The 20,804-nt window shown below is 39.2% G+C and carries 17 protein-coding genes; 12 read left to right on the forward strand and 5 right to left on the reverse strand.

Features of this window, described 5'->3' with window-relative positions; translation table 11 throughout:
• Positions 1–270 (reverse strand): YlxR family protein, encoded by a 270-nt coding sequence (locus HQK88_14255; protein ID MBF0617964.1) that lies wholly within the window; start codon positions 268–270, stop codon positions 1–3.
• Between the two features lie 215 nt (positions 271–485).
• Here HQK88_14255 and HQK88_14260 point away from each other — a divergent pair, with 215 nt between their 5' ends.
• Positions 486–3,197 carry an EAL domain-containing protein gene (locus HQK88_14260; protein ID MBF0617965.1) on the forward strand — a complete coding sequence of 904 codons (2,712 nt, stop codon included), beginning with the start codon at positions 486–488 and terminating at the stop codon, positions 3,195–3,197.
• A 4-nt stretch (positions 3,198–3,201) separates the two neighbouring features.
• Here the strand turns inward: HQK88_14260 and HQK88_14265 are convergent, their stop codons facing one another.
• Entirely contained in the window at positions 3,202–4,569 is a 1,368-nt protein-coding gene (locus HQK88_14265) for an SPASM domain-containing protein (protein ID MBF0617966.1), read from the reverse strand.
• Between the two features lie 19 nt (positions 4,570–4,588).
• Entirely contained in the window at positions 4,589–6,589 is a 2,001-nt protein-coding gene (locus HQK88_14270; GenBank protein MBF0617967.1) for a hypothetical protein, read from the reverse strand.
• Positions 6,590–6,805: 216 nt separating this feature from the next.
• Between HQK88_14270 and HQK88_14275 the strand changes: the two genes are divergently transcribed.
• The 11 genes from HQK88_14275 (at position 6,806) to HQK88_14325 (ending at position 17,310) form a co-directional block, all read left to right on the forward strand.
• Positions 6,806–7,267, forward strand: a complete 462-nt coding sequence (locus tag HQK88_14275) for a hypothetical protein (protein MBF0617968.1) — start codon at positions 6,806–6,808, stop codon at positions 7,265–7,267.
• Positions 7,260–7,487, forward strand: a complete 228-nt coding sequence (locus HQK88_14280; GenBank protein ID MBF0617969.1) for a hypothetical protein — start codon at positions 7,260–7,262, stop codon at positions 7,485–7,487. The genes HQK88_14275 and HQK88_14280 overlap by 8 nt, the downstream gene beginning before the upstream one ends.
• Positions 7,488–7,512: 25 nt before the next feature.
• The gene (locus tag HQK88_14285) at positions 7,513–8,436 is read left to right on the forward strand and encodes a sulfite exporter TauE/SafE family protein (GenBank protein ID MBF0617970.1); all 924 of its coding nucleotides are present in this window, start codon (positions 7,513–7,515) and stop codon (positions 8,434–8,436) included.
• 2 nt (positions 8,437–8,438) lie between these two features.
• The gene (locus HQK88_14290) at positions 8,439–9,314 is read left to right on the forward strand and encodes a TIGR02186 family protein (protein MBF0617971.1); all 876 of its coding nucleotides are present in this window, start codon (positions 8,439–8,441) and stop codon (positions 9,312–9,314) included.
• A gap of 30 nt (positions 9,315–9,344) precedes the next feature.
• Complete coding sequence (locus tag HQK88_14295) at positions 9,345–10,223, forward strand: universal stress protein (protein ID MBF0617972.1); 879 nt, start codon at positions 9,345–9,347, stop codon at positions 10,221–10,223.
• Between the two features lie 343 nt (positions 10,224–10,566).
• Positions 10,567–11,154, forward strand: a complete 588-nt coding sequence (locus HQK88_14300; protein ID MBF0617973.1) for a PHP domain-containing protein — start codon at positions 10,567–10,569, stop codon at positions 11,152–11,154.
• A 93-nt stretch (positions 11,155–11,247) separates the two neighbouring features.
• Positions 11,248–12,750, forward strand: coding sequence for a VWA domain-containing protein (locus HQK88_14305; GenBank protein MBF0617974.1), 1,503 nt, complete (start codon positions 11,248–11,250; stop codon positions 12,748–12,750).
• Positions 12,737–14,104, forward strand: a complete 1,368-nt coding sequence (locus HQK88_14310) for a hypothetical protein (protein MBF0617975.1) — start codon at positions 12,737–12,739, stop codon at positions 14,102–14,104. The genes HQK88_14305 and HQK88_14310 overlap by 14 nt, the downstream gene beginning before the upstream one ends.
• Before the next feature lie 92 nt (positions 14,105–14,196).
• On the forward strand, positions 14,197–16,578 hold the full coding sequence (locus HQK88_14315; GenBank protein ID MBF0617976.1) for an endonuclease MutS2: 2,382 nt from the start codon (positions 14,197–14,199) through the stop codon (positions 16,576–16,578).
• Between the two features lie 301 nt (positions 16,579–16,879).
• On the forward strand, positions 16,880–17,089 hold the full coding sequence (locus HQK88_14320; protein MBF0617977.1) for a type II toxin-antitoxin system HicB family antitoxin: 210 nt from the start codon (positions 16,880–16,882) through the stop codon (positions 17,087–17,089).
• The gene (locus tag HQK88_14325) at positions 17,086–17,310 is read left to right on the forward strand and encodes a type II toxin-antitoxin system HicA family toxin (GenBank protein ID MBF0617978.1); all 225 of its coding nucleotides are present in this window, start codon (positions 17,086–17,088) and stop codon (positions 17,308–17,310) included. Before HQK88_14320 ends, HQK88_14325 begins: the two co-directional genes overlap by 4 nt.
• Positions 17,311–17,444: 134 nt before the next feature.
• On the opposite strand, the gene HQK88_14330 is transcribed toward HQK88_14325, so the two are convergent.
• Together HQK88_14330 and HQK88_14335 are read right to left on the reverse strand one after the other, a co-directional pair.
• Positions 17,445–17,975, reverse strand: a complete 531-nt coding sequence (locus tag HQK88_14330) for a hypothetical protein (GenBank protein ID MBF0617979.1) — start codon at positions 17,973–17,975, stop codon at positions 17,445–17,447.
• Positions 17,976–18,015: 40 nt separating this feature from the next.
• A complete protein-coding gene (locus HQK88_14335; GenBank protein MBF0617980.1) occupies positions 18,016–20,058 on the reverse strand; it encodes a hypothetical protein in 2,043 nt (680 codons plus the stop codon).
• Positions 20,059–20,804 lie beyond the last annotated feature (746 nt).

The raw sequence follows: 20,804 nt of genomic DNA on the forward strand, positions 1-20,804 counted from the left end.
TTAAGTAATCTCCTCCGATATTAACAGCTCTCTCAATTGCTGCAGGCCGTCAACCTTAACCTCAACCTTAAATATCTTTCTAAGCCGTTTTCCTTTCATTAACACATCTATGCACCGTTCATTCCGGCACACGTGATATCCTCTGCCGTGAAGCACTCTCCTGCTGTCATATACAAGCCTGCCATTTACCACAACAAGCCTCACAAGTTCGGCTTTGCCCTTTTTGGCCCTACAGGATACACACGTCCTTTGAGGATGTTCAGGCACCACTTATTACATAGTATCACAAAAAAATCTTTTTATGCAACATTTTCCTAAGGCCCAGGCTCCGATATTAAGAAGTATTTTTTTCACCTTTAGCCATACCATCTAATTTTGGGCACAAATGGTTATTGACACCTGTAAATGTATAGTGATATACTGAAGCCAGTTCTATGTTTATGTGGGAATCCATACAAAGGCAAGGTTGTTCAAAGGACGCGAATATGTTTGATGTTTCGAATTTTAGAATATCTGATTTAGTTATGTGTAATAAACACATACGTGATTTTGCCGACGTCACTAAGTCTATGGAACAGGTAGCAAATCAGATAACAAGATTTCTTTATGATAGTTTTTGTGGAAATAAAGGCAATAATTTTGCATTAGTCCGTCTTTTCCTTGTATTACCTTTTAAAGAAATACCGCCTTCTTTACAACATTTTGTCAGAGAAAATTTTAAGAATACCGCTGTTGATGAAAACACATTATGTCTGACATTAATTTCTACATCCGGAGAGAAATATGAGTGGAATTATCGTGGGCTTTCAGAGGGCCATCAGGTAATCCCTCTCTCTGATGAAGACTCTGTTAATCAGATACCTATGGTTAAAGGAATATTTGAACAGCTAAAAATAAAACTGGATGACATCAGGGAAAGTAATGATATTTTACTTTCAGATAAGTGGAATGATTTAGGTTATTTCCATGTTGACAAGGCACCAGGAAGTAACGTTGTGCCGGCACAAGATAATTTTGTTATTCCATATTCCATTCAATCGGTAATGGGGTTTGGGGGTCTGTTGCCAAATAAGAAAATGTTTATCTCAATTATATTTTCTAAAGTGCATATAGAAAAAAGCTTTAGTGGTATCTTTAGATCCATCTCGTTAAGCATGTTATATGCGCTTATCCGTTCAAACCAGGATATTTTTATAGATATTTCAGTATTACATCAGGACAAAGAAAAATCAAAGAGCGTTACTTATTCCACTACCACAAATGTCATTAATAGTCTTCTGAAAACAACAGAAGAGATTGTTTTAGAAATGGGAAATGCTTTGTATAGTTCATTAGAAGAGTTAAATCAAGCTAAAAAAACCCTGGAGGAGCATTCTCTTGAAATAACCAAAACTAGTCAGATTCAAAATATCATTAGCTCTATCATGAAAATTTCTTTCAAAAACATCGAAATATCTGAATGCTTAGAACTCTCAATGGACATACTGTTCTCTATCCCCTGGTTTTCCGCGAGATCTGTAGGATGTATCTTTCTGTTTGATGCACCAACGCAAACATTAAAATTAGCCGCAAGAAGAAACTTTCCTCATCAACTATTGTCTCCTTGTAAAACTGTTCAAATAGGCAAGTGTTTGTGCGGGCTTGCTGCTTATACAGGCGAGATAGTGTTTGCTGACTCAGTTGATGAACGCCACACTATCAGGTTTGACGGTATGGGTGAGCATGGGCATTATTGTGTTCCGATTAAATCAAAAAATAATGAAATACTGGGGGTGCTTAATGTTGATCTTAACCCTGGCCATAAAAAACACATTTTAGAAGAACAACTCCTGACAAGCTTTACAGAAACATTAGCTTATGTCATTGAAAAAATTAATATAACGCAGAGACTCCAATTCCTCGCTAACTATGATAGCCTGACCAACATTCCAAACAGAAACTTACTATATGACAGATTAGAGCAAAATTTAAATTTCATGAAACGATATGGCGGCAGCATTGCTCTTATTTATGTTGATTTAGATAAATTTAAGTCAATTAATGATAATTATGGCCATGATGTTGGTGATATAGTGCTTAAAATGGTTGCCTCCAGAATAAAAGAATGTATCCGTGATGTTGACACTGTGGCAAGAATTGGCGGCGATGAATTCGTAATACTCATATCAAAAGTTGAAGACGATAATGAAATTGAAAGAATTAGTGAACGGATTATCGCATCGTTACTTGAAGAGATGATAATAAAATCTGATAAGCATCGGGTAGGCGCTAGTTTAGGTGTGTCTATTGCCCCTAAAAATGGCAATACGTCTTCTGATATCTTTAAAAAAGCCGATATTGCAATGTACTTAGCCAAGACCACCGGCGGGAACAGATTTCTGTTTTATACCGATGAAATGGGCCAATCTCTGTCAGAAAGATATAAATTAGAAAATGATATCAGATTTGCCCTGGACAATAATGAGATTGTTATACACTATCAGCCTAAAATAGATATCAGAACCAATAGAACTATTGGCGTCGAGGCTCTCATAAGATGGCAGCACCCCGGGCTGGGTCTTATATCACCGGATAAGTTTATACCAATCGCTGAGGAAACTGGTATTATTATCCAAATTGAGGAATGGGTATTACGTACAGCCTGCTCACAATTACAACAATGGAAAGAACAGGGGTTATCTTATGACATAAGTATGGCTGTTAACATATCTATGGTCCACTTCGCATACAACAAATTTATGGAAACTATGTCTCAAATAATATATGAGTCAAACATCAATCCTTCAATGATAGAGTTTGAGATTACTGAAAGTACAGCGATGCATAACATTGAAAAGGTATCCATGGTTCTTAAGAACTTCAGTGACAGAGGCGTTAAATTTTCTATTGATGATTTCGGTACGGGGTATTCATCATTAAGCTATTTAAAGTATCTTCCATTTAATTCACTTAAAATTGATAAATCTTTTATTAAGAACATTTCTTTTGATTCTGAGGATTTTATAATAGTGAAAACCATTATAGATATGGCTCACAACCTGAAATTAAACGTGATTGCTGAGGGTGTGGAAACAGTTGAACAACTTGAATTATTAAAAACTCTCGACTGTGAAATAGCTCAGGGATTTTTATTTAGCAAACCTGTAACCCCAAATAATCTATTTCTTTTTCTGCAGAATGAATTAAAGAATCCTTAGATATTTATAAAAAGCTTTTACCCGTGCCCCAATTCTCTTTACCTGAAAGAGCATTATCGAAAATCGTCGAAAAAGCTTCGTTAGAGAGAAACACATTTTTATCAAGATGGTTGTTTTTCAGAAAAAGTCTGTCAATTTTTAGCAGCTCCATACTCCGCCTGGAAATCCAGATAACAGTGCCTTTTGCCAGGATTTCCGATTTCAAAGCAAGAAGTCCGGTTTTGAACGTTTCGGCAGTTCTATTAAAAATCTTTTCCCAAAAACTGTCAAAGGTATCTGAGTTTATATATTGATGGATTTCCGAATCATAGATATGGATAATATCGGGAGCTGTGTTAATAGCCCATTTCATAAAAAGAGTAACTTCATGCACATTAATAGGTGTTATCAGATAGGCAAGTGTGACCACTAAACGTTTCCTGCTTACAAGTTCCTCGGCAAAACGAATAGTTCTTTTAAGATCCAGTCCGGTTATTGTTTTGTATGTTTCACTTTGAAATCCTACTATTGTTGACACAGCTACTTTATTAAATCTCTTTTCGACCGCATTTATAATGCTAAGCCGGTAGTTACCGTTTGTAATAAGGGAAAACAGTATATTGGGATATTTCTGTTTTATGGAGTCAATCCAATGAAGAGACTTCTTTTGTATCAAAACCTCTCCACCTTGCACCTTTATGACTTTCGGCATGGTAATATCTACAAGTTTTGTTAGTGATTCGTATTGACCATAGTGACCATTCCACGATGGGGCGCTGACACAACACATAGCGCATTTTGAGTGGCAAGCGAGATCTAACTCGAAATTTAACATAACATACTTTTGAATGTCTCCCTGTACGGCCTTTCTAAACCTGCTGCGTTCACAAACGCAGCAGCCGTCAAAATTCGCTATCATCTGTGCAAGGTTATCATCCGTAACATGCCCAATTGCCATATCACTGTTATCTCTTGTTATGCAGCATGGGTAAACGTATCCATCATGTTTGACAAACAGTTCATAATAATGGCATGGTACCAGAGGTTTGTCAGAAAGAAAGTGTTCTTTATAGTATTTTAACTTATGACAGTTGACAACTTTATAGTTTTCGGTAATTTTGTGTTGGATAAGTGTGGAAACGATGTCTTTCCAGAAATCCGAAGCGATCAATATAAGATCGTACAGGGACTTTATCTGAAACGCATCTCTTATATTTACCACCTTTAGTCCTTCTTTTTCTCCGGAATTAAAAGAGTCCAAAAAACAAACTATTCTTATATCCGGCCTCAACTCCTCTAACAGGTTTTTAAGCATAATACCGGATTGCCCTGAACCATAAATGGAAACTCTATGGTCTTTCGGTATTTCGTCAATGGTTTTAAGTTTTTTCACAATGTTACAAATTTCAGAGTCAGGTATTTAGCATTTCCTTTGCGTACTCCATGTAGTCGTCGTTTTTATCAAGCTTTCTGTACCATTTGGCAAAGAACTTAAGTGGGCTTTTCCACTGTCCGGCATCAAACCGGAAGTCAGCAAGTGTTATAAATGAAGGTGGCTTTATGACTATGCCCATGGAATCTGCCATATACTCTGATGGAAATCCTTGCTCTTTAGCCCTTAAACAGGCATCAATGATAAAATAGGCAATATTGTCATCAAAGCCGCCTATAGCTTCAAGCGCTTCTTTGCTGATACCAAAGAGCATGGAACTTATAAATAATACTTTGCCTCCAGGTTTTGTGATTGGATATGGTGTGAAATTAAAATCTATACCGGTGCCCAGATTATATGGGGTTAGGTCAGAATTATAAAGGGGAAATCCGGCGATTCCCGCTCTTTTAATGCAATCAACCACAGAGCCGTCTTTTAAGTAAAGCACTCCCGGCAACAGAAAAACAAGAAACTCCCCCTCACTCACTGCTGCGCCGGCATTATAGAGGGCCGCAACATTGTTTGACTCTAAGAAAACCGTCTTAAGTCCTTCAAAGGAGTTTTCAATGTTACGTTTTATCTCCGCAGAGTTGGCCGCTATGATTATCTCGTAGTCAGTAAAAGCTGTGTTTTCAGCTATGGATTTAACGGTGGCAAGCAGCGGGAAAAGATCCTGCCCGGAGGGTAAAACGAAAGATACTTTTCCTGAGACTAACTGATGCTGAAAAGCCACGTATTTCCATGTGTTTACATCCCTGTCTTTTCGTACATCAAAAATGTACTTGACAACCTGAAGCGCCCTGTGGGTTGATTTACCGTCAAGGCGGTAAAACACGTTTTCTACGTACTTTTGGGCGGTTTCTTTTATCTCTTCCGGGACACCGGATTTCATTGTATTAAACAGTGCCTCCCAGTTGCCGGCAGGAGAGACTGGTTGGGCTACCCCAAGGTTTCTGTAATACTCCTCGCCGTCAACTATGTTATAAAGGTCAAACAGCGGCTTACCAAACGCCAGTGCCTCTACGCCAAGCGTGGTTTTACCCATGACAACACAGTAGTCTGATACGGCAAGCACCTTATACGGGTCATAGGAGAAAAGCACTGAGGCATCAGGCATTATAGAAAGAATAATCTTTTTGATTTCCTCAAAAGCTACATAAGTTACTTGCGGATGCCACTTAAAAATACAAAATATATCCTTATCTTTTAACCCTGAAATGAGGGATTCCCACACGGCTTTTTCAGCAGTGGCTCCCCAGAATATGTTTAATAGAAAAGATACGACTTTCTTACCTTTGGGAATTGACAACTCCTCCTTTATCTTACGCACGTAGGTCGGAGTGGTATAAGTTTTTACAGCCTCATCTATGTGAGTGTTACCGATTATGGCCAGCTTATAGAAACTGCAGTTATGGCCAATAAGGGTGTTTCGTGTGTGGTTTCCCCATAGCAGGTTAATCAGGGAGTATTCCGTATGTGTTGTAAAGTTAATCATGGGATTGTAATAGTCACCCTCTTGCAGGGTTATAAACGGGATATCATACTTTTTGGTAAGATGCCCTATTTGTTTGCCCCAGGGATTCATTTCGTGCAGGGTTATAAATAAATCGGGTTTCTCTTTCAATATTAACTGTTCAAGACAAAAATAGTCCTCCACATTTCTGGTTAAAGACCTGTGTTGCTGAAATAGTGACCAATGACGAAACCCATGCCACGTAAAATTTATTTTCATCCACTCACTGAGAAGACTATTATGAACTCTTGAGACTTTTTCCTTAGTTTCATCGTTGATATATTCAACAAGGAATTTACACTTAAAATGCCTCTTCATAACGTCAAGCTCGTACGGATAGTCAACGAGGGTGGTAAAAAACAGGATTTCAGCGCCTTCACGCTCTGCTGCCTCTGCTACAGGAAACAAAAACCTGCCGTGATGAGGAAGCGCATTAAAAAAAGCTATCTTTTTGCCTTTTAACTTCACCTGGCTGTTGCCCTCTCATTTAAAAACAACATAGACTCATATTATATACAATTTATCAACTAATAAACCACTACCCTCATGACTTCATCAAGGCCAATCTCCCCTCACTGTTTCAGCCGTGTTTCAACATGAAACATTGAAGGGTTGTAATCACTTTTAAATATCATTATAAATCAATGACTTATAGTGTGGCACGATTTGTGATATATAGTCTGTATGATGAAAACGCAAGATACACTAAACCAAAGGGTCGTAATTATAACAAGTGAGAGGGCTGCCTCGGATAACTCCTTAGCATACATGATTGGTTTTGCAGTGAGTATATCAACTGCCCTTGACATTGTGATGATTTGTAAAGACCGCTCGATGAATCAGTATCTAGAGGGGGAACCTGATATTACCACAGCCCTTGACAGCATACTGGATACAGGCAAAAGATACGGTTTAGACCTTGCAGTGGAGCTGTGTTCAACTTCTCATATTTTCAGGTTAAAAGACAATTTGAGTAAAAAGAAGGGGTTAAGCATGATTTTACTTGGCCCCTCGGTAAATCACAACAAGGTCATTGACCTTAGAAAAATTTTGAAAGAAATTCCGGTGCCTGTTCTTGCCGTATCTAAAATGCAAAGGTTCCAGCACTTAAGGGCAGTCACCGAACTGGAGGCACAACATGGGTAAATTAAGAAAAATATTAAACGAGATTAACAAGCAGCTTGAGGCCGCGGCTATCGCCGAGATGAGGATTGATAAGGCACGGGAGACGCTGCTTAACGATGAAACTGTAGGGGAGGGGCGCCGTGTTCGCAGGAGGGCTGCCAATCCGGGGATATTTTCATTTAGTGAGAACTCTCTTTCAATATCTGTGATGACAGATAAAAAACTCTATTCAAACAGTTAATTCTGATTTTACTTTAGGAGGTAAAATGATAAATATATACTTACCGGTAGCGCACACCTCGATAAATCTGGTGATAATGCTCTGCATAGGAACAGGGATTGGTATGCTTTCGGGGCTATTTGGGGTAGGGGGAGGGTTTTTAATAACTCCCGTGCTCATGATGTTTGGAATACCGCCAACAATTGCTGCTGCAAGTGGAGCCAATCAGATGGTGGCAGCCTCAACATCAGCTACACTTACTCACTGGAAACTCGGAAATGTTGACATGAAAATGGGGCTGTACCTGTTGATAGGCAGTTTCCTCGGAGGTGGACTTGGTGTCCAGGCAGTTAAAATTCTAAATGCAATGGGAAATGTTGATTTTGTTATCAAACTGACCTATGTGCTTTTGCCCTTCACAGTGGGCGGTCTTATGCTTGGTGAGACTTTGAAGAGAAAAGACCCAAACAAAAGCTCAGGACCTGGTTACAAACAGTCCCTGTTTTCCAAAATGATGTCGCTCCTTCCTTTTCAAATGGAATTTGAGAAATCAGGAGTGCGGCACTCGGCGATTTTGCCGGTGATTATTGGGATACTTGTAGGTGTGTTGGCAGCCATAATGGGAGTAGGCGGCGGGTTTATCATGGTTCCCATTATGCTTTACATTCTGAAGATGCCAATGAAAGTGATAATAGGGACAAGCGTTTTCCAGATACTGTTTACAGTTATTGAGGTCACCTTTCTTCAGTCATATACAAACCACACGGTTGACTTCGTGCTAGCTTTGGTTATGCTGATAGGCTCAAGTGTTGGCGCATACGTGGGAACAATGTTAAGTGAAAAGCTCAACACCGAACAGCTTAAGGTACTCCTTGCGTTATTAATACTCTCAGTGGGATTTAAAATATTGTTTGAACTTATGGCAAAGCCGTCTCTGCTCTTAGCTTATGCTATAACAGGAGGTAAATAGAAATGAATAAAAAAAACACAGGTTTGATGGGGCTTATTCTCACGGTGCTTGTTGTTACTCTGATAGTAAGCCAAACCCACGCAAATGCAGAACTTACTTTGAACATGGACAAAAGCGTGATTCCAATAGATACTTTTTATAAAGGCAATACACTAAATATAACCGGCAGTGTGGACAGTGGCCATGACGTAGTAGTGAAAATCACATCACCTCGTGAAAACGAATCGTTTATGGTCAAGGAGAAATCTGTTCACCTGTTCTGGTTGAATAAATACAAGCTTAAAGTATCCCAGGTCAATGACACATACATGCTTTTTAGCTCTAATAATATTGATGACATCTTATCTGCTGAAGAGAGAGCCAAATATTCACTTGGATATGATGCTGTCGGAAAAAGAGTTGAAATCACTGGCAACGATAAGGATCAACTGTTCAGAGAATTCATAAAAGTAAAAGAAAGTGGTAAGCTGTATGTTGTCTCCGGCACCAGCGTTGTTCTTAAACCCTCAGGTGCTGGTAAAAGCAGATACAGTGTTACAGTCAACTTCCCGTATCAAGTACCTATAGGCAGCTACAACGTCAATGTTTTCGCAGTCAAAGATGGTGTGGTTTCACAGAGAGCGACAGGGGCAGTGAAAATCAAAGAGGTGGGAATGGTTCGTGATCTATCCGATATGGCGATGACACACGGCGGACTTTATGGAGTGCTTGCAGTGTTAATTGCTCTTGTGGCTGGCTACGTCGTAACACCGGCAATTGCTGCCGTAAAGAAGGTGTTTGTTGTCTTTATTACACTGCCTAAGATGGTTTTTTCAAACGGAAATGGGCACCTCTCTCAGGTATCGGTACTTAAAGAGTCAACTAAGGCTGAGGAATAGAACATTTTTAACTAAAAAAAGGAGTGTGAAATGCTTGAAAAAATAGACATTAAGGAAAGATATAGAATGAAGTTGATGGGACCGGTCAGGTCAATTCTTTTGGCAACAGATGGCTCTGACTACAGCAGGGGTGCGGTGAAAGAGGCGATAGCATTTTCACGGGAGTGTAACACATCACTAAGGCTCTTAAGAGTGCTTGAGATTAACCCGGCATACGAGAGCATGGGGTTTAGCTATTCTACAGAGATGGTTAAATTGGTGGAGGAGGAACTTGACACTATAAGAGAAGATGCAGCCTTAAATAATGTGGAATGTACGACAATGTTAAAGCGCTCTGAGCGTGTGCATGAGGCAATAACAGAGGAGGCGGAAAAGCAAAGAACCGACATAATTATAATGGGACGGCGCGGGATGACAGGCTTAAAGAAATTCATAATGGGCAGCGTAACGGCAAAGGTAATAGCAAGCACCTCATCTAAAGTGCTGGTAGTTCCCAAAGAGGCGCAGTTAAAGGGAGAGACCTTGTTAGTTGCTTCAGACGGCTCTAAACACAGCGAAGGTGCTGTGAATGAGGCTATAGATATGGCAAGCCGCTGTCCGGTGGTTAAGTCACTGTTAGCAGTTTCAGTAGTTCCTGACAAAAGTAAATTAGGCCAGGCAAGAGACATTTTAAGTAAAATATCTGACAGGGCTAATGCCAGAGGGGTGAAAGTTGAGACCTTTCCACTGGTTGGCCAGCCATATAAAACACTGGTCAATGCTTCTTTAGAAATGGCGGCAGATATCATTATCATGGGCAACTATGGCAGCACAGGGTTTGCCGGGGTTTTGATGGGCAGTGTGGCGGAACGTGTAATTGCACTTTCGATGTGTTCGGTTCTGGTTGTTAAAAGCAATGCTGTACATTAAACATGTTAGCATATAACGGGTGAGTAATCCATAAATAAGTAGAGAAGGTACTTTTTTCTTCTCTATTTCATCTCCCCGATTTTTTTTGAAGGCACACATATGTAACAACCTTAGAGGCTTAATAAAGAAGAAAATACCGGCACTCTTATGTTATAGTAGCCTTAGAGATATAGGAGTTCGTAAAGAGTATGCCGATAAACAGCGAAAAGATCTACTGTGAGAAGAAGGGTTGTTACAAGTATATTGAGGTATGCAAGCACTGTAAGCATTCAACCAACTGCGGTATATACTCAAAGTACAAGCAGCCCTTGTTATTTGATATAAAGTCAAATGGAAAAAAGAGATGAAATTTGACTGCCACCTCCACACGTCTCCAAGGTCAACCTGTAGCACAATTTCACCGGAGAGTCTTCTGAAAGCTTCAATGGAGGCAGGCATAGAGGCAATAGTTATAACCGAACACGATTCTCTGTGGAGCGCTGATGAGCTTAACTCATTAAGGCTCAAATGTATAGGCGGTCTGAAGATATTTGCGGGTGTTGAGGTGTCTTGTCTTGACGGGCACTTTTTAGTATATGGACTTAAAGACCTGAGAGGGATATCTTTTAACATGCCCTCAGAGAGGTTAATTAGCCATGCCCATTTAAATGGAGCTGCCGTTGTGGCCGCTCATCCATTTAGATTTAGCCGTGAGGACGGACAGCACTGCTATGAAATTGATATTGACGGGGTTGAAGTATCAAGCAGTAATACATCGCATGAGGCTGGGCGGCTTGCTCTTAAGCTTGCAAACGAAAGGGGGCTCTTTCAGCTTACCTCAAGTGACGCCCATACGACCTCTGTCATAGGAAAATACCACACCGCATTCCCGGCACACATTTCAACGATTTCGGAGCTTGCTGAGTTCATACGCTCATATAAACAAGAATAGCTATATATCGTTTAAGTATACATCTATATTTCCTCTAAAAAAACATTGACAAAATTGTCCTCTAAGCATAGAATATCGTGAAGGGGAGTTTATATGAAGTTAGACATTGGGAAAGTTGTATATGTTTGTATCAATATTACATTGTTTTTAATACTATGTTCACGCCTCAATGCGGATGACAAAGCAGTCTCACATATTGACGTTGCGCTTGCTATAGACAGCTCCGGCAGTATGAAAAAGACGGATCCCCAAAATTTAAGAATTGCTGCTTCAAAATTATTTCTATTGTTATTAAACGGTAAAGACAGGGTTGGTATAATGAGCTTTGACACGGATGTTTATCACCTGACAGGATTGAATGAGGTAATTGATAAAAAGATATTTCTTGCTGCTGTTAATAAAGTCACCTCAAACGGTTTATACACAAATCTCTATAAAGCCATAGAAAAATCGCTGGAGATGTTAGACAGCGATGAAATGCCGGGGAAGACTAAAATAATCATACTTATGACAGATGGTAAGATGGATACAGGAAATCGTAACAGGGACAGAATGCTTGAGGATAAGCTAAAAGCCGAACTTGTAGAAAAAACAAAAGTGTCTAATATAAAGATTTTTACTATAGCTTTCAGTGACGAGTCGGATAAGGAACTTCTTGAGGCGGTTTCTAAAAAAACCGGCGGTTTTTATTATATAGCTAAAATCCCTGAGGACTTGCACCACATATTTTTATCCATATTTGAAGCTCTAAAAATGCCGGATATGCTGCCATTTGACTCTATTGAAATGGATGGAAATAGCTTTATTGTAGATAATTCGATCAAAGAAGTAAATCTTATTATTAAGAAAACCTCTGTGAAAAAGCAAATTATGATAAAATCACCAACCGGAGAATTATACAAATATAATAAAAAGCCAGATACCGTTACATGGTTTTCCTCCCCCACATTTGACATGGTTACGATAAAAAATCCACCCGAAGGAAAATGGTATGTGTTAAATTGCACAGGTAAAGGTAATAAAGTTTATATCATCACGTCCTTAAAACTCATGGCTAATTTTAATAATCAGGAAATATTTGCGGGTAAAACAATTAATATAGAAGCATGGTTTCAGAATGAGCAAAAAGAAATTATTAAAGATACTGATATTTTAAAAGAAAACGGTTTGTATATTGAATTAACCTCTCCGGAGTCAGAAGTCGTTAAAATTCCATTAACCGACACAGCAGCAGCGGGTAGCGGAGTCTATTCCGCCTCTTTTACGCCAAACACTCCTGGTATGTATACTCTTAGAATTGCTGCCTACGGCAAGACTTTTGAACGGGAAAAAATTTTGACATTCATAGTAAATGATATACAGAAATCACCTCAATCGCCTGAAAATGAAAATCATAAAGTCGAAACATCCGTACAAAATAAGCCCAAAATAAAAAAGAAGCATACCGCTGCTTCTACTGGTAAGGAGAAATCATCTTATACTAAAGTAGCTATAACCCTGATAATATTGAATATTGTTTTTGTTGTAGCGATAGTTGTTATTATAAAGCTGCTCCGGAGGAAAAAATTGTTAGGCTGGGTAAATGATAAGAATTAATACAGCTCTTTTTATTTTTATACTTCAATGTTTAGTAATGGCTGTAGGTTTCTCGGTTTTTTTAATTCTAAAACTAAAGAAATATTCTTTAAAAACTAAAGAAATCTCCGCCAGGATTAAAGAACTTGATGATATTTTAAAACAGAGAATCGAAGCCGTTAAGCACCGTATATCAGAACTCAATTTCAAACCGTTAACAAAAGACCCTGAAGACGAATTAATTAAAGATATTGAATTAGCACGCCTTAATCTATTAACTGATCTGCAAAATGGAATAAAAAAATACGCCAGTCCTGTTCTTAAAGGAGATTTTTTCACTAATACCAACAACCTTCTTATGAATCACTTTGATAATATAATAGATAAATTTCTTATCAGTGAGGTTCTAAAGGTAAAGAAAGAAAAATTAGCTTTTCAACAAGAATTTACAGATAAAGCAAACCGTTTCGAGGCTGAGAATAATAAACTTTTAAATCAATTAAAAAGTGCAGAGATACAACTGGCAACCGAAAATCAAAAAAATAACGAAACCATTTCAAATCTCAGAAAGAGGATTGCGGAGCTTTTGGCTTATAAAGAAGTTTTTGATGATTTATACAAACGCTTTACCTATATCATGAAAATAAATGAAAGTCTTAAAAAACAGGTTGAAAAATACAGAGTACAAACAGATGAAGGCAAATTATTGCTTACTGACCTGGATAAAATTAATGCTCAGATAAAGCATTCAATGGAGTTTATAGCAAACGAAAGGAGGCGATTTACACAAATCCTGTCAGCAGAGAATACAACTGAAATGCCTTCAAATCATCAAGTAATAATGACTGTGGAAACATCTGAAGATGAACGTACTCGTTTAAAAAACATTATAAAAACACTAAATAAGGAAAAAAATATTGCTATAAGAAAATATGAGATAGTTGTTTCTGAATCTGAATCGGAAAAAATAATACTCAGAAATACAATTGAAGCAATGAAAAAGAGGATGACGGAGATCTATGCTTTCAGAGGAGCTGTGGAGGATACCTTTGAGAAATTAAAGATAATACAGGAAACCAATGCCAGTCTGAAGAGGATTCTTGAGAAAAAGAACTTGAAAACAGAGGAACTCGAAGAGATGTTTGATGTTATGTCAACAAATAACAAACACCTTGAGATTTCTTTGGACGTTTTGAAAAGAGAAAACAAAAAGCTGAAATCAGTTATAGAAAATTTTGAACTTGACAAGGATTGGTTAAAAGTTAACGGAGAAGCTAAACAATTTTATAGCAAACTTGAGGAGGATTACAAGAAACTGCAAAAAGAATATTTCAACGTAGTAGTAGAACTTAGAAAGTATGAAATAACTTCATAAATAAAAGATACAGAAAATTAAACAAATTGCCTGTCAAGTTAACCCATAGGAGCACAAACCCCCCTCAAATGTGTTAACATAAAATTGCTTAGATGATAGATGAAAACACGGTTCGAGCTTTAGAGTTTAGTAAGATACTTGAAATTGCGGCCTCTTATGCAGTTACCTTTGCAGGCAGAGAGAATATTTTAAGCCTGAGACCTCTTTCAACACCTGAGGAGATTCAACACGCAACAAATTTTATAACCGAGTGGTGCAATCTTTTTGCTGAAAATAACCAGACCGGCATAGAGCCGGTTTCTGACCTGTCACTGCAGTTTACTACGCTTAAGCCCGAAAACTCCATAATTGAACCCATCGAGATAAGAGAGTTCATCCCTCTTTTTGACTCAACATATAATCTTAAGAGGTTTGCAACACAGCACCAATACTTAATAACCTCCGAGCTTGTATCAAATCTTACAACCCATCCGTTTATAAAAAAGACGATAGAAAACTCAATAGATAAAGACGGGCTTATTGTTGATACCGCTTCAAATGAACTATATCAAATAAGGTCCAGGCTCAAATCCCTGGATGTAAGATTAAGAAAACTTCTCGATGGAATTTTACAGCGAAAAGACTACTCAAACCACCTTCAGGATTTCTTTATAACCATCCGAAACAACCGCTCGGTTATTCCGGTTAAAAAAGAATCTAAAGGACAGATTCCAGGAGTTATCCACGATATATCTAAAACCGGTGAGACAATATTTGTTGAACCTTATGTGGCACAGACATTAGGGAATGAAATTGAATCGCTTAAGGGTGAGGAAAAAATTGAGGAGTTTAAAATTATAAAACACCTGTCTTCACTTATCAGAGCGCACCTTGCTGAGATAGAAAAAGACTACCAGATAACAGTTAAAATAGACGCTGTGTCGGCTCTTAGCCGCTACTCAGAGGTTTGTAACATGTCAGCACCTGAGATCAACACAAGCGGATATGTAAATATAATTTGCGGACGGCATCCAATTTTAGAGCATACTCTGCTCAGGCAGCATAAATCAGCACAACTAGTGCCCCTTGACGTTAGCATGAATAACTCTGTCAGTGCCATAGTGATAACCGGCTCTAATGCCGGAGGGAAAACCGTGGCGCTTAAAACTATCGGAGTGATTCATCTTATGGCGCTGTCCGGGATGCACGTTGCAGCGAAATCCGGCAGCAGTATTCCATTTTTGCGAAATATTTTTGTTGATATCGGAGACGACCAGTCTATAGAGGACAACATTTCAACTTTTTCCGGCCATCTTAGCCGAATATCCAGAATACTTACAGAGAGTGACAACCGGACCCTTGTGCTTTTAGATGAACTTGGCACTGGCACAGACCCCGATGAGGGCGGCTCTCTGGCCTCGGCAATTGTAAAGGCGCTTATGAAAAAAGGCTCACTTGTTGCTGTAACCACTCACCTAAGGGCGCTTAAACTTTTTGCATACTCTGACCCTGGCGTTATGGTTGGCTCAATGGAGATTGAAAGCCTGACAGACGAAAAGGGCAAAAAAGTCTTTAAACCGACCTATAAACTGGCCTTAGGGCAATTTGGCCAATCACATGCCTTTGACATTGCATCTAACTACGGACTGTCTGAAGATATAGTTAACGATGCAAGGGCTATTCTTAGCGACTCGGACTCAAAACTGGAATCGCTTCTTTCTGACCTCCACTCCGAGCTTACACTCAACAAGGAGAAGACAAAAGAGGTGGACGCTCTCAGAGAGGAACTTAGAGCGCTTAAAAGCACACTAACAACAGAGATACAGTCTGTCCGCCTGACAAAGAAACAGGCCATAAAACGAGCTGCCTCCGAAGCTGAAAAACTGCTCTTAACAGCAAAATCAGAGGCTGCTGAAATCCTCAAAGAGATTAAAACTGCTGAGGCTGAAAAAGCTAAACTATTGGTTAGAGAATTAGACCATAAGATAAAAGAGATAAAAGAAATCAAGGAATCACAATTGTCTCAGCCGCTTGTTCCAAAACTAAAAGTGTTTCCCGGTAAAAAGGTTTTTTTAAGCGGGCTAAAGGTGGTTGGCGAGGTGGTTTTGGTAAATGAGGGCAAAGGGCGTTGCACTGTATTAGCGAATGGCCGTGAAATAGAGATTTCGATAAGCGCCCTTTCCGAGATGGATGAAAAAAGTACACAAAAAACTCAACACTACAGAACTCTGAATGAGACCATAGACCGTAATGTACCCACAGAGATTAACCTTATAGGAAAGCGGGTTGACCCTGCTGTTTCTGATCTTGAGCGATATCTGAATGATGCCGTTTTAGCAAGCCTTAAAACAGTGAAAATAATTCACGGTCTTGGCACCGGAGCTCTTTCAAAGGCGGTTCGCGAGCACCTCAGCACCCATCAGCTTGTGCAATCTTTCAGAAAAGGTGAAACTGAAGACGGCGGAGATGCTGTTACAATTGCAGTGCTATGGTGACAGCGATTCAAAGAATAACTGAAGATAAGGGGAAGGCGCTGCCCATTACGGCGGGGGTGCCTCACCCCTTCCCCTTAAACCCCATCCGCAAGGAGGCCAGCCCCCTTGACCCCAGGTTTTTTGTTAGCGTTTGGATGATTTTGTTTAATGTCTTGTTGGTGTGATTGTGATTTAAGGAATTTTTTAACCGGTGTTCCGCCGCTTAAAAAGTTTCACAGCGAGCTCCGCCCGCTAACCATACGAACAGATTAAAGAATTTAAAATATGTTATTATTCTGAATAACAGTTAGGGAGTATTTATATGGACAGAGAATTTACTGTAATCATAGAACAAGATGAAGAGGGATTTTACATTGCCGATGTTCCCGAACTTAGGGGGTGCCATACCCAGGCGAAATCTCTTGATACTCTCATTGAAAGGATCAAAGAAGCGATTCAGCTTTGCATGGAAGTAAACGATGACGAACATACCTTAACGCATCTTATAGGTGTTCAAAAAGTCAGGGTATGACTAACCTACCTTCACTGACAGGTAAGGATATTATAAGTATTTTGAAAAAAGCGGGCTTCAGGATTGAAAGACAGAGAGGAAGACACGTCTTTTTAAAGCATCAGGACGGCAGGCACACTGTAATACCGGTGCATTTGGGAGAGACAATTGGGCCCGGCCTTTTTTCCAAAATAATCAGGGACATTGAAATGACCAAAGAAGATTTCTTTGGGTTTTTATAGGACAAAAAGCTGCCACCTGTCCTTTCAGATTAAAAGATTTAACAAGATTCGATTCAAATACAAACTATTCTTACTGCTTGGACAACTGCCCCTTTAACAGAGGCAGTGTCCGACAGTTTTTTCAAACAAATATCCTAATACCCAATTACGTTATTATTACCGCCAGGGCCGCTTGTGCCGTTATCTTTACAAGCATACCCTATCAGATTCCGCCTCGGACTCGTAGTTCCCTGAAAACATGCCATTACCACACTTAAGCATGTTGCTTGTGTGCCGGTTGTGCCAAATTCTCCTGTTGCCGTAAAAGCCAGTGTGCCTGCGTACGATGTTGAATTGGGATCAGTTACATCTGAGGCTATTGTGACTGTTGTTGAGCCAAAGCTGACTGTCTGCTGATAGAAAGTCATCTGTTTGGTTGTGTTTGCGGCTATTGTTGATAGACTATTTGCTGTTCCCGTTGTTACACCTGTTGTGTTTGCACCCACTGTAAATGTTGTGTTCAGAGTCTCAGACGACAAATTTGACACAACACAATAAGTTACGCCACTGGTATTACTCTGTAGATACGGCACATAATAATAGACTGTGCTTGCCGCTTCACTTAAAATAACCGTTACCGCTAATGCCAAAATAACTGTTAACAATATCGCTGTAAGTTTTTTCATTTTATTTTCCTCCATTTTTATATTTCTTCATTCATAATGTTTAATAACCAACAACAATATTCTTGCTGCCTGAGCCTGCTGTACTATTATCCTGACAAACATAACCGGCTAAATTCCTTCTTGGGTTAGTTGTTCCCTGAAAGCAGCTTAACGTTACATTTGTGCAGTTTAGTGCAGTTCCGGTTGAATAGATTGACAACACACCTCCGTAAGAAAAAGCGCCGTTGCTGAGTTCTGATGTTAAATTAAGCGTACTGTTTCCAAAAGTTACTGAATAACCATTAAACGTAATCATCTTTGTCATTTTTGCGTAAAGCCCGAGAGATGTGACGTCATTTGCCGTGCCTGCTGGGGTACCAGATGAATTAGCTTTCACTGCAAATGTCACAGCACTTGTATTATCCGATGATTTATTTGATAACATGCAGTAGGTAACAGCGCTCGAGTCGGTATGGAAGTATGGTAACGAGTAGATGACTTGTGAATGTGCATTTGATGTATTTGCAGTTGTCGTTGTGCTTGTACCAGTAGATGTCACAAAATCTGCTGTCACACTTTTATTAGAACTCATAGTTAACGAACATGTTGAACCTGTTCCTGAACAATCCCCACCCCAACTGCTAAAAGATGAGCCTGAACCGCCTGTAGCCGTTAAAATAACACTTGAGCCATTACTGTAAGTAGCTGTACCGGTATAATAGTATTTCCCTGTCGTAGTTTCAGTAGTATAGGAGCTGCTCCATGTTATTGTCCCGGAATTTGCTGTAACTGTCCCTGTCAGCGCCGATAAGCTCGTACTTTGTTTTTTGATGGTTAGGGTTGTTGGTGATGATATTGCGGTGGTAGTGGTTGTTGAGGATGTGGCAGTAGTGGTTGTGGTTGATGTTAAATATTTAATTACCGATTCACCAACAACCATATATGCCGATGTGCCGCCGTAGTTATCCCACATATACACAAAAACACGGGCGTTTTGGTAGGAGCTCCAGCTGCTGCCACTATAAGTACCGGATGATGATTGAATTGTTGTTCCACCATAATTATCATAATTGCTGGATGCTGTCACAACAGTATATGTTTGATCACTATTGAGTTTAATTCTTGTATAGTACCATGTACTATCTGATATTAAGGTTGATCCTCCATATGAGTGATCTGTTGTTAAAGGTTGAGCACTACCAGCAGGACTTATTTCACCACCAGTGCTATTCATATCATAAAAAATACCAGCATTGGCACCCATATAACCTGAACCATATGCCAACCATTTAATATACGTTTCTGTGCCGACAAGATTATACGTATTTGAGGTTTTTAAACCAGCACCTTGCCTGTAACCAACACCATTAATTTTCATCCCATCAGATGTTGTACTCATAGTACCCGTTCCATATCCAATATCCAAAGACTGCCAGTAGCTACTTGTCAACGGTACAGAAAATTTAACTTTTGCTTCACCGACCACCATATAAGCTGATGTGCCACCATAGTTATCCCATAAATACACAAACACATATTCACTCTGGAAGTAGCTCCAATTGTTGCCGCTATAGGTACCGGAGTATGACAACAATGTTGTTCCACCTGAATCATCATAATTGCTGGATGCTGTCACAACAGTATATGTTTGATCGCTATTAAGTTTAATTCTCGTGTAGTACCAAGTGTTATCCGATATTACGGTTGAACCTCCATATGAATGATCTGTTGTTAAATAGCCACCGGAGTTAGCTATACCTATATACGCATAATCATTAGTATAGTCATATTCAATACCAGCATTAGCACCCATATAACCAGAACCAGATGCTTTCCATTTAATGTATATTGTTGCACCAACCATATTATACGTACTTATTGTTCTTAACCCTGCTCCTTGCCTGGAACCAACACCATTAATTTTTAGTCCATCAGATGTTGTACTCATAGTACCCGTTCCATATCCAATATCTAAAGACTGCCAATAACTACTTGTCAATGGGATTGTAGTTGTAGAATCAGCCATGGATATTGTAGGTATGAGCATTATTAGGATTACTAACAATGTCTCTAAAAACCTATTCGATTTAAAAACAGCCTCCATATCTTACCTCCTTCAGAATCATTGTGGAAATGCCACAATTGAATTTCTTCACTTACAACACACCCTAAAAACGCGGATTCGCCATAGTATATTCCTCCCTTTATTCAGTTGCGATTAACAAAAAACAGCGCCCAAAGCTAATATTTAGATTTTTTAAGACGTTTCCCTCCTCTGTCATTCCCGACCCCGATTGGGAATCCAGTCTTTTATGCCTTTCAACTTAAAAAGCATGGATTCCGGCTTTTGCTCGGAATGACAAGGCTGAGATTGCCACACCCCCTTAGGGGGTTCGCAATGACGGCTCTGGGTCTTGGGAGTTGTCCAATAAGGGGCTCGTAGACGTGAGGGTTCGTAATGACCGGATTGGAGCCGCGTTTCCCTGTCCGTCATTGAGAGGAGCGTTAGCGACGTAGCAATCTCCTCTGTATTTTTGTAATTTAGTTTACAATCAGCCATTAAAAAAGGCACGGGTTCACCATCATCCAAAAACGGCAAAGCTTTGTGCAAATTGGGTTCTTCTTTTGTTACAGTGCGGTTTCTTACAGAGTGGTTGTTACGGAGTGTTTTACTTCTTGAGACAGCTTTTGATATAGATAGATAGATAGATAGATAGATAGATAGATAGATAGATAGATAGATAGATAGATAGATAGATAGATAGATAGATAGATAGATAGATAGATAGATAGATAGATAGATAGATAGATAGATAGATAGATAGATAGATAGATAGATAGATAGATAGA

The organism is Nitrospirota bacterium, from assembly GCA_015233895.1.
In the GTDB taxonomy this organism is placed as follows: Bacteria; Nitrospirota; Thermodesulfovibrionia; order Thermodesulfovibrionales; family Magnetobacteriaceae; genus Magnetomonas.

What these genes read in the sequence shown, in the direction of transcription:
- HQK88_14300 (MBF0617973.1), top strand. Translation starts at nt 10,567, where the DNA reads ATGAAATTTGACTGCCACCTCCACACGTCTCCAAGGTCAACCTGTAGC.
- HQK88_14260 (MBF0617965.1), top strand. Translation starts at nt 486, where the DNA reads ATGTTTGATGTTTCGAATTTTAGAATATCTGATTTAGTTATGTGTAAT.
- HQK88_14285 (MBF0617970.1), top strand. Translation starts at nt 7,513, where the DNA reads ATGATAAATATATACTTACCGGTAGCGCACACCTCGATAAATCTGGTG.
- HQK88_14325 (MBF0617978.1), top strand. Translation starts at nt 17,086, where the DNA reads ATGACTAACCTACCTTCACTGACAGGTAAGGATATTATAAGTATTTTG.
- HQK88_14305 (MBF0617974.1), top strand. Translation starts at nt 11,248, where the DNA reads ATGAAGTTAGACATTGGGAAAGTTGTATATGTTTGTATCAATATTACA.
- HQK88_14330 (MBF0617979.1), bottom strand. Translation starts at nt 17,975, where the DNA reads ATGAAAAAACTTACAGCGATATTGTTAACAGTTATTTTGGCATTAGCG.
- HQK88_14310 (MBF0617975.1), top strand. Translation starts at nt 12,737, where the DNA reads ATGATAAGAATTAATACAGCTCTTTTTATTTTTATACTTCAATGTTTA.
- HQK88_14335 (MBF0617980.1), bottom strand. Translation starts at nt 20,058, where the DNA reads ATGGAGGCTGTTTTTAAATCGAATAGGTTTTTAGAGACATTGTTAGTA.
- HQK88_14295 (MBF0617972.1), top strand. Translation starts at nt 9,345, where the DNA reads ATGCTTGAAAAAATAGACATTAAGGAAAGATATAGAATGAAGTTGATG.
- HQK88_14290 (MBF0617971.1), top strand. Translation starts at nt 8,439, where the DNA reads ATGAATAAAAAAAACACAGGTTTGATGGGGCTTATTCTCACGGTGCTT.
- HQK88_14275 (MBF0617968.1), top strand. Translation starts at nt 6,806, where the DNA reads ATGATGAAAACGCAAGATACACTAAACCAAAGGGTCGTAATTATAACA.
- HQK88_14315 (MBF0617976.1), top strand. Translation starts at nt 14,197, where the DNA reads ATGATAGATGAAAACACGGTTCGAGCTTTAGAGTTTAGTAAGATACTT.
- HQK88_14280 (MBF0617969.1), top strand. Translation starts at nt 7,260, where the DNA reads ATGGGTAAATTAAGAAAAATATTAAACGAGATTAACAAGCAGCTTGAG.
- HQK88_14320 (MBF0617977.1), top strand. Translation starts at nt 16,880, where the DNA reads ATGGACAGAGAATTTACTGTAATCATAGAACAAGATGAAGAGGGATTT.